Annotated in this window: 7 protein-coding genes; 6 read left to right on the forward strand and 1 reads right to left on the reverse strand. The window is 54.5% G+C overall.

Annotated features, from left to right (window positions below; translation table 11 throughout):
* The first annotated feature begins 88 nt into the window (after positions 1 to 88).
* The 6 genes from IT781_RS20795 (at position 89) to IT781_RS20820 (ending at position 6,190) form a co-directional block, all read left to right on the forward strand.
* Positions 89 to 532: a lysozyme gene (locus IT781_RS20795; protein ID WP_228779327.1), complete on the forward strand. Its 444-nt coding sequence runs from the start codon at positions 89 to 91 to the stop codon at positions 530 to 532.
* Complete coding sequence (locus IT781_RS20800) at positions 498 to 1,007, forward strand: lysozyme inhibitor LprI family protein (protein WP_194972090.1); 510 nt, start codon at positions 498 to 500, stop codon at positions 1,005 to 1,007. Before IT781_RS20795 ends, IT781_RS20800 begins: the two co-directional genes overlap by 35 nt.
* A 158-nt stretch (positions 1,008 to 1,165) precedes the next feature.
* Positions 1,166 to 2,194 (forward strand): efflux RND transporter periplasmic adaptor subunit, encoded by a 1,029-nt coding sequence (locus tag IT781_RS20805; protein WP_194972091.1) that lies wholly within the window; start codon positions 1,166 to 1,168, stop codon positions 2,192 to 2,194.
* Entirely contained in the window at positions 2,194 to 3,945 is a 1,752-nt protein-coding gene (locus IT781_RS20810; RefSeq protein WP_194972092.1) for an ATP-binding cassette domain-containing protein, read from the forward strand. Before IT781_RS20805 ends, IT781_RS20810 begins: the two co-directional genes overlap by 1 nt.
* A complete protein-coding gene (locus tag IT781_RS20815) occupies positions 3,942 to 5,075 on the forward strand; it encodes an ABC transporter permease (RefSeq protein WP_194972093.1) in 1,134 nt (377 codons plus the stop codon). Before IT781_RS20810 ends, IT781_RS20815 begins: the two co-directional genes overlap by 4 nt.
* 2 nt (positions 5,076 to 5,077) lie before the next feature.
* Complete coding sequence (locus IT781_RS20820) at positions 5,078 to 6,190, forward strand: ABC transporter permease (protein WP_194972094.1); 1,113 nt, start codon at positions 5,078 to 5,080, stop codon at positions 6,188 to 6,190.
* Positions 6,191 to 6,382: 192 nt separating this feature from the next.
* Here the strand turns inward: IT781_RS20820 and IT781_RS20825 are convergent, their stop codons facing one another.
* Positions 6,383 to 9,064 (reverse strand): Ig-like domain-containing protein, encoded by a 2,682-nt coding sequence (locus IT781_RS20825; RefSeq protein WP_194972095.1) that lies wholly within the window; start codon positions 9,062 to 9,064, stop codon positions 6,383 to 6,385.
* Between the last annotated feature and the right edge of the window lie 693 nt (positions 9,065 to 9,757).

A 9,757-nucleotide genomic window follows, 5' to 3' on the forward strand; every position in this document is an offset into this window, starting at 1 on the left:
AATAGAGCAGTTTTATCACTTAAGCCACTGTCCAACTTTCTGGATCCATTTCTGATTAACTCTGCTCAAAGATATAGAGCAGCTTCGCTTGCAACCTTATGATGATCAAACTGGTAAGGAAATTATCGCATGGACCGTCGGCGCAACTATAGGCTATGGCCATTTAATTAAAAGGACCGAATGGGATACTTACAGAGACGGTATTACGGTTAGCGCCGCAAGCATATTGTTTGAGCAGGATCTATCTCCCTTTGTCAATGCCGTCCGTTCAAATATAAAAGTTAAATTAAAGCCGCAGCAATTTGATGCGCTAGTTATGCTAGCCTTTAATATCGGTGCTGGAGCAAGTGGCTTTTCCGGTTCATCAGTCGTTAAGCTGGTGAATGATCCTGAAGTTGAGACCAATTACAAAAATCTTGAAGCAGCTTGGAAAGCTTGGAGTAAATCCCAAGGTAAGGTGATGAAAGGGCTCGAAAATAGAAGAGCATGCGAATGGAATGTTTATTCACAAGGTATTTACAAAAAGTGGTGAGACAATGTTTTTAATCGGGCCGAAAGCAAAAACTTTTTTTCTAGCAGCATGGTTGCTCGCACAGGCGTCTTTTTGCTTCGCTATCGATAATCCGGATGCGCCTGATCTCGTTGCAGACTTTGAATCGCGCAGCAAAAAATATGAACTCGTTGTTGAGAAACAAGCGCAAAATCAAGAGGAAATTCTCAAAGCATATATTCAGTACGGTGACTTTCTCGATCAAGAACTCAACCAGGCCTATACGGCTTTAAGCAAACAACTTAATGCCAATAGCAGAAAGTCCTTGCTGCGTTCGCAGCGTCTATGGATTCAGTTCCGCGATGCGGAGTACAACTTTATCGATAATAACTGGACATTAGACAATTTTGGATCGTCGTCGGCTATTTCTCGCAGTGCATACCAAACAGCCATTATAAAGAATAGAGTGGTTGAGCTATTGCATTACTTGAAAAACTATCCTGAAGCTAACAAGTAAACTCCTGCACGATCCTTGTGCTACGCAGGCTCAAACGTTTGGGCTGTTCACGAAGGCCGAGGTTTGTATAATCCGTAACTCGTAGGGCACAATAGCGCAAGCGTATTGCGCCCTGACGGCGTAGGATAGATGATAGATTATCAATATTTGGATTCGGCATGAGATTACTGAAAATTATCATTATCTTGGCGATTATAGCCGGCATTGCGATTGCCGTCTGGTATGCCAACCGTACCAAGCCAACTGACAAAAACAGCCTGACGCTATACGGCAATATCGACATCCGCCAGATTGAGCTGAGTTTTCATGACACCGAATACATAGCAAAGATGCATGCCAAGGAAGGCGATCAGGTCAAACAAGGCCAGCTGCTGGCCATGCAGGATCTGGAGCGTTTTCAGTATGCGATGGACAATGCCAAAGCCAAAGCCGAGGCCCAGCGTCAGGTGGTGGCAAGGCTGGAGGCCGGCTCGCGCGTTGAAGACATTCGCAAGGCGCAGGCGGATGTCAAGTCGGCGCAGGCAGCCGTGGCGTTCGCGGAAAAGGAATTTAACAGGATGCAGGAGATGGTCCGGAGAAAATCGGCGCCTGTACAATCACTGGACCGTGCCCGCTCGGAACTGGACGCGGCCCGTGAGCGAATGCGCTCCCTGAAAGAACTGCATGAACTTGCGGTTATCGGTCCGCGCGTGGAAGACATTGCCGAAGCCAGGGCGCAGCTGGAAGCGGCTGAAAGCGCATTCAATCTGGCGAAGAAAGCCTGGCAGGACGCGCATCTTTACGCGCCCGCCGGTGGCATCATCCAGGACCGGATTCTGGAACCCGGCGATATGGCCAGTATCAACACGCCGGTTTATACGCTGGCGCTGATCGATCCGGTCTGGGCGAGAACCTATGTGCCCGAAAACCGGCTGGGCAGACTGAAATACGGCATGCCGGCAAAAATCAGGACGGACAGCTATCCCGACAAAGTTTATGACGGCTGGGTCGGTTTCATTTCGCCGACGGCCGAGTTCACACCGAAAACCGTGGAAACGCCGGAGCTACGCACCAGTCTGGTTTATCAGGTGCGCGTTTTTGCCTGCAACCCGCAAAACGAATTGCGCCTTGGCATGCCGGTTACAGTGAATATTCCTCTTGCTTCAAGTCCTGAAAGCAGTGCATCGCCGCCTTGCAAGGAGCGGTAATGCCCGATTCACGTGCCGATCAGTCAGTTTTAGCGCTCGAATTCCAGGCTGTCAGCAAAAGCTTTGTTGCCGGCCGACGCACCGTCAGTGCCTTGCAGAATGTGTCGCTGACGCTGCCGAAAGGCACGGTGGCCGGTCTGGTCGGACCGGACGGCGCCGGCAAAACCACGCTGATGCGGTTGGCGGCGGGATTGTTGCTGCCGGATTCGGGCCGCGTTACTGTATTCGGGTACGACAGCGGCGCTCAGGCCGAGCAGCTTCGCGGACTGACCGGTTATATGCCGCAGCGCTTCGGCCTGTACGAAGACCTCAGCGTGGCGGAAAATCTGAACCTTTATGCCGATCTTCATAGCATCGGCCGGGAGGAGAGGCAACAGCGCTTTCAGGAATTAACCCGCATGACGAATCTCGCGCCTTTTTCCACGCGCCTGACCGGCCGCCTGTCCGGCGGCATGAAGCAGAAACTGGGGCTGGCCTGCACGCTGCTCAGCCGGCCGCAACTGCTGTTGCTGGATGAGCCCAGCGTCGGGGTTGACCCGGTGTCGAGACGGGAGTTGTGGAGCATTATCGATCAGCAGGTGAAAACGAGCGGCACGACCGTGTTGTTAAGCACGGCTTATCTTGACGAGGCCGAGCGCTGCATGGAAGTCATGCTGCTGGATGAAGGCGAGCTGCTGGACCACGGCAGTCCAGATACCTTCAGGCGCAAAGTCCAGGGGCACTGTTATCGCATTACGCATCCCGACCTTTCCAACCGCGACTTGCAAAACCGCCTGAGCGGCCAGCCCGGCATTACCGATACCGTCATTCAGGGCGAGGCGGTACGCATCGTTTGCGACAGTGAAGATGCGGTCAATGCTGCGCTGTCAAGGGCAGACAACGGCAAAACCCGAATCGAGACTATCGCCCCGCGTCTGGAAGACGCCTTTATCGAGCTGTTGAATAAACGCCGCGCGCCGATCCGGCAGGCAGACAGGATAACGGAACCGTCCGCGTCTGCCGCCGATGAAGAGGTCATTCGCGTTGACGGCGTCGACCGCTGGTTCGGTGATTTTCAGGCGGTGAAAAAATTGAGCTTCACGGTCAGGCGCGGCGAGGTCTTCGGACTGTTGGGCGCGAACGGCGCGGGCAAAACCACGACTTTTCGCATGCTGTGCGGATTGCTGCCGGCCAGCAGCGGCCAATTGCGGGTTGCCGGCGTCGATCTGCGCAAGGCGGCGGCCAAGGCCCGCGCGCGGATCGGCTACATGTCGCAGAAGTTCTCGTTGTATTCGAATCTGAGCGTGAGCCAGAATCTGGTGTTTTTCAGCAGTGTTTACGGTCTGAGCAATGCGCGCCGTGACGATCGCATCCAGTGGGCCTTGCAGCAATTTGAACTGGAAGCGAGCAAAGATGCCAACAGCGGCGATTTATCGCTGGGCTACAAGCAGCGTTTGGCTATGGCCTGCGCCTTGATGCACGAGCCGGAAATCCTGTTTCTGGACGAGCCCACGTCCGGCGTCGACCCGCTGGCCAGGCGGGAGTTCTGGAACCGCACCAACCGTCTGGCCGCAGCCGGCGTCACGGTGCTGGTGACCACGCACTTCATGGAGGAAGCCGAATACTGCGACCGCCTGGTGATCATGGCCGAAGGCGATATTTTAACGGCTGGCGCGCCGGTTGAGATCAAGCGGCAGGCGCGCACGCCAAGCTTGCCCGATCCGACCATGGAGGATGCGTTTATCCAACTGATACAGGCAAAACGGCCATGATCGATTCAAGGGCTAGAAAACGCATGCGCCTGAAAGGACTGATCGCCAAGGAGTTCCTGCAGATCTGGCGCGATCCGAGCAGCTTGGCCATTGCTTTCTTGCTGCCGGTGCTTTTGTTGTTCATGTTCGGTTACGGCGTTTCGCTGGACGCCAAACGGGTGCCGATAGGTTGGGTCGTGGAGAATACCACGCCTGAGGCCGCGAGTTTCACGGCGGCCTTTCAGCAGTCCGAGTATTTCCAATCATTTTATTTTGCCGATATGGCGGCCGCAGAACACGCGCTCCTGAATAGAAAAATCATGGGCATTATCCGGCTGCGCGAAAATTTCAGCAGCCAGCTGTTCAAGCAGAACTCGCCGGCCATACAGGTCATCGTCGATGGCGTGGACGCCAATACTGCGCGCCTGGTTTCGGGCTATGTCCAGGGCACATGGAATGAATGGCTGAGCCATTTGTCCAGGTCGCGCGGCACAACTCTGTCGAGGCCGGTCATCGCCGAGCAGCGGATCTGGTACAACAGTGCGGTGCTGAGCAAGGACTTCCTGGTGCCGGGCCTGATTGCCATGATCATGACGCTGACCGGCGCGCTGTTGACGGCCATGGTCATGGCCCGCGAATGGGAGCGCGGCACGCTGGAGGCCATGATCGCGACGCCGGTCACGATGGGCGAAGTCCTGCTGGGCAAGCTGGCCCCGTATTATCTGCTCGGCATGGGCGGGATGCTGCTGTCCATTGCCATGGCGGTGTTTCTGTTCGACGTGCCGCTGCGCGGTTCGTTTTGGGTATTATTGCTGACCGGCACGCTGTTTCTGCTGGTCGCCCTGGGCATGGGGCTGTTGATCTCGATTATCGCCAAAAACCAGTTCGTCGCCGGCCAGGCAGCCATCATCGTCACTTATTTGCCGGCCTTTCTTTTATCCGGATTCATTTTCAATATCGACAGCATGCCGCCAGCCATACAGGCGTTCACGTATCTGGTGGGCGCGCGTTATTTTGTGGCGATTTTGCAAACCGTATTTCTGGCCGGCGACGTCTGGCCCGTTATTCTGCCCAATGCGCTGGCGCTGGCATTGATGGCGGCCGTGTTGTTCGCGCTGGCTGCGAAGAAAGCCCCGAAACGGCTGGAGTAATTATGTGGGCCATGATTCATGCGCTATTGATCAAGGAATTTCTGGCTGTGCTCCGGGACAGGAAAAGCCGCTTCATTTTGATCGGTCCGCCGATGATCCAGCTCTTCATATTCAGCTATGCCGCCACTTTCGATCTCAATCATATTCCCATTGCGGTTTATAACGAGGATCCGGGCATTGCCTCGCGCGATTTTATCGAGCGCTTTACCGCGGCACCGGCGTTTACGGAGGTTTTGAGGATCACCCGTCAGGAACAGATCGCGCCGGCCATCGACGAGAAGAAGGTGTTGGCCGTGCTGCATCTCGGCCCGCATTTCAGCCGCGATCTGTATTTGGGCCGGAAGCCTGCCGAAGTGCAGATTCTGGTCGACGGCCGCGATTCCAACACGGCGCTGATTGCCCTGAATTACATGCAAAGCATAGTGGCGGCGTTTAATCTGGACTGGGCCGAGCGGCATCGCCTGCCGCTGCCGCCCGCGCAATTGCAGATCAGGGCCTGGTTCAACCCGAACCTGGAAAGCCAGTGGTTTATCGTTTCCGGTATTGTGGGTCTGCTGACGCAGGTCGTGACCGTCATCGTCACAGCGCTTTCCATTGCCCGCGAACGCGAGCAGGGCACCTTTGACCAGTTGCTGGTGACGCCGCTGACGCCTTTTCAGATATTGGTGGGCAAAGCGCTGCCGGCGATGATTATCGGCATTCTTGAAGCCTCATTCATCATTTTCATGGCCGTGTTCTGGTTCAAGGTTCCGATGATCGGCAGTCTGGCTGCGCTGTATCTGGGCGTGGTGCTGTTTGTGCTTGCCAATATCGGCATCGGCCTGATGATCTCATCGCTGTCTGTCACTCAGCAGCAGAGTCTTTTGGGGGCATTCCTGTTTTTAGTGCCGTCCGTCATTCTGTCCGGCTTTGCCACGCCGATCGCCAATATGCCGCCGTTCGTACAGGAGCTTACATTGCTCAATCCCTTGCGCTATTTCCTGGTTATCGTCCGCGGCGTTTTTCTTGAAGGCCTGTCGATGTCCGTATTGCTTTCGCAATACTGGCCTTTGGCCGTGATCGGCATCGTCACGCTGATCTGCGCCTCCTGGCTGTTCAGGCGGCGCATGTATTGAAAAATGGCGGTTATGCTGAGTGCAATATCGGCTCGTGGCGCGAGTGCTGGCTCTGCCCGTGGTGGGAGCGATGCCCACATCGCGATTTAAAAATCGCCCAGCAAGTCGCGCTGGACATCGCTCTCACGGTCAATGGCTAAATAAGCAAAAATAAACCAATTTCATGCCCATGATGAGAAGTCCGTCCTTAATTTACTGCCACGGTTTTTCATTGATGGGGGGCAAACTGGTCAATTTAAACACCAGCGGATTAGAACCCGCTACTAACTCCATTTTGAAAGATACAGTCGTCTGGCCCATTCTGGCGCCATTTTGTATCAGCCTTATCTCGGGCAGATCGATTTGTCCGGTTGCCGAGTTAAAAGTTGCGGCAGTATTCGAAGACACAGCGGTCAGTTCAGCGCTATCCAGTTTGAATCCGTAACCGGTCGGACTGCCTTCGAGCGGAATGAGCCTCAGCGTTGCACGGTACTTTTGACTGCCGACGTTGACAACCGGCAGCGTCATGACACCGCTATCAGAAGAGTAAACAGCCGGAGGAGAAATATTCGGAAGATTAGGACTTTCCAGGGCAAATAGCATGGGGGCAGAGCCAGCTACCCATTTCAGTCGGGCATTCCCGCTGCCTTGGCTGACGCCCTCGGACATCAACGCTACCGAATGTAAAAGCAGTTGTCCGGTTTTAGGGTCATACATCGCGGCAGTATCCGAAGAAGCCGTAGTCGGTACGGCGCTATCCAGTACAAAGCCGTAGCCGGTCGGGCTGCCTTTGAGCGGGGTGATTCTCAGCGTTACCCGGTAGTTTTGATTGCCGACCTTGACGACCGGGAGCGTCAGCATGGTGCCGTCAAAAGAGGCGTTAAGACCCGCGCCTGTCCCGGAGCCGCCGCGTGTTGCAATGATCTCTACAGCGGCATAGTTCCAATGATTGCCGGTCGGCTCGCTGTCATGGATATCCACCAGACCGAGGGCATCGGACGGTGCACTGGTCGATTGCACCCAAAAAGTATTGTCGGCTCCTGTATCGATTCCCTGATAGACGAGTACTTGCCCAGGTACGGGCTTTCGGGCTGCTGCACCGCTCCAATCGTTGCCGACCGCCCATACCCAGTTACCTGCCGCTATGCCGGGCAGGGTGATATTAGGTGCGCCGGATGAACCGCCTGTGATGCCTTGAATGCCTGTGCCGGCGGCGTGGGTGAATGCAACGACAATGAGCGAACCGTCAAAAGAACCTTTCTCGGGGGCTGATGTGACTGTGGCGTTGGTCAGTATGCCAGGCGCTCGTGCTGACCAGATTTCTGCCGTACCGCCTTGAGTATTGCTGCGTTTGACAAGTTGCCAGCTCAGGCCGGCGCCGCTTACCGTGGTCGTCTGAGCCTGATTGGCCGGACCATCATAGGCTACAAAAGCAATGAGCAAATCGCCCGCTGTCGTAGTGGAAAACGGGGGCGTGGTTAGTGCCCCAGGACCTTCCTGGACCACAACGGCTTCTTTACCGATAACGTCTGGCGGCGGCGCAGTGTTGTCCACGGTGGCGGTTTGTTTTGCCGGATTGCCTGCATTGTCGGTATTGCCGGTTTGTCCGGCCGCATCGGTGGCCGAGGCGGTCAGCACGTGTGAGCCGTCAGCTGCAGTCTTGGTGTTCCATCGAGTCATGAAGGGCGGTCTGGTGATCGCAGAACCTAGCGGTTTGCCATCGATAAAGAACTGAACGCGCGCAACGTGCCTGTCATCGGTCGCTGTCGCGCCAACCTCAACAATGCCGGATACTGTCGAATTAGCTTTAGGTTGAGTTAATGTGATGGTCGGGACCGTGGCATCTTTCTCGCCCTGGGCCGCAGGCAGCACTACTACGACGGGCGAGGTGCCGGTGCGTCCGGCCGCATCAATGATCTGGGCGGCCAGCCAATGGGTGCCGTTCGTTACGGTCGTCGTGTCCCAGGCAAAGGAGTAATTCGGCGCCTGGGTGCTTTTACCCAATGGCGCGCCGTCGAGAAGATACTGTACGCCAGCATTGCCGGTTGCACGCGCATTTGCTCTGAGAGAGATAGTGCCGAACAGGTGATCGCCGTCCGGAGGTGATATCATGACAATGTCAGGCGGTGTCGAATCCGGGAATACGGGATCGGATGTTTGTATGACCGCATTATCTTTGATGACGATCTTGATGCCGGTAATGTTGTTTTTTTCGTTGCTCTCGACGATGAAATTGTTCGGGTCAGCGATCGCTCGGAACCAATAAGTGCCATCGGGCAGGCCTGGCTTTTTGGTAGCGGGATTAATGGGGAGGGGAATAGATTGGCCTTCATCATTGTAATCGTAATTATCTACATAACCGACAGCTATACCCCGCAGAGACCTTGGGTCGGTACACGGTCCTTGATTGGTGAAGGCACCAAAATTCGGCAGTGTTTTATCATAGGCGAACGAGTTGACGATGCAAAAACCGATTTTGGGACTAAGCGCAACGGGTGCTCCGAGGCCGCCATCCGGAGCAACCGAGTAAAGCCCGAAGGCTGCCAAGGGGTAGTGGAAGTGCCCGTGTTCGGCGTGAAACTCGAACGCGCCGGCTATGCGAACCTTTCGGCTGATCGACCATTGGTCGGCGTTGAGTGAGTAAATATGCTGGAGGCCCTGGAAATTGCCGGACGCCTCATTGTAATTGGGCTGGATCTCGAACGGGCCTGGACCCGCATTGGCAATATTGTGCGTGTAACGGAACTCCAGTCCGGTATTCGTCGGCACAATCTTCATCTCCTCTGCCGGGATGATATTCCATAAATCAGGCAACTGCTCGGCGGCTGTGCCGGGGGCGGGTACGGAAAAGCTGCTTATTGCCAAGAGTGAGACAAGAATAGACTTACTAGACATATAGACTCCTTAGAAATCTCAAGTAATTACAGGCTCGGCTGGCAAAATCGAATAGCCGCTTTCATGCGCCAAGGTCAAGACCCTCGCAGAATAGATCAGCGCATCAGTGATGCACGTCCTTATGTCGTCATATGGATTGCCTGACTTAATCACGGTCAGCCTATACCGCGCGGGAAGGCAGGCAAGCTGGACGTTGCCAGTTTCTTATGTCTAAATTTAGTTTCCTGAGATTTATTCGGCCTCCAGGGCGTGGTTGGCATTTGCGAAATGTCTTTTTTATCTCGAAGGCAACAGGCGAATTCTTCGCCTTCTGCATAGAGGTTGAGGCATATATAATTCCGGTATTATTCATATTATCAACGCGCTAGGCATGCTTTAGGGGCATAAGTATTCCTCGTTCTTATTGAACCTGACAATGGGTACAAATACCTAAGAATCTGTTCAGCTTCTCTGCAGCGACGTGCAATGGCGGGAAAACCAGTCGGCTTTCGCCGCAGCAGCGAATCTGATGTATTATGCTCAATGAATTGGCATCGTAACGTCAGTGAATAACTGATGTTACGCAGTTAGTTGAGATTTAATTAAAGTGTCGCTAGCGCGACGGTTTTATTTAATCGGGTTTATCGCACCCGAAGGCGAGTTACTTGCTTTTAACAGCCTGTGTAGGCTGGGTTGGAGCTTTAGCGGAAACCC

Source organism: Methylobacter sp. BlB1 (assembly GCF_015476545.1).
Lineage (GTDB): Bacteria > Pseudomonadota > Gammaproteobacteria > Methylococcales > Methylomonadaceae > Methylobacter.

What these genes read in the sequence shown, in the direction of transcription:
- IT781_RS20800 (WP_194972090.1), top strand. Translation starts at nt 498, where the DNA reads ATGTTTATTCACAAGGTATTTACAAAAAGTGGTGAGACAATGTTTTTA.
- IT781_RS20805 (WP_194972091.1), top strand. Translation starts at nt 1,166, where the DNA reads ATGAGATTACTGAAAATTATCATTATCTTGGCGATTATAGCCGGCATT.
- IT781_RS20810 (WP_194972092.1), top strand. Translation starts at nt 2,194, where the DNA reads ATGCCCGATTCACGTGCCGATCAGTCAGTTTTAGCGCTCGAATTCCAG.
- IT781_RS20815 (WP_194972093.1), top strand. Translation starts at nt 3,942, where the DNA reads ATGATCGATTCAAGGGCTAGAAAACGCATGCGCCTGAAAGGACTGATC.
- IT781_RS20820 (WP_194972094.1), top strand. Translation starts at nt 5,078, where the DNA reads ATGTGGGCCATGATTCATGCGCTATTGATCAAGGAATTTCTGGCTGTG.
- IT781_RS20825 (WP_194972095.1), bottom strand. Translation starts at nt 9,064, where the DNA reads ATGTCTAGTAAGTCTATTCTTGTCTCACTCTTGGCAATAAGCAGCTTT.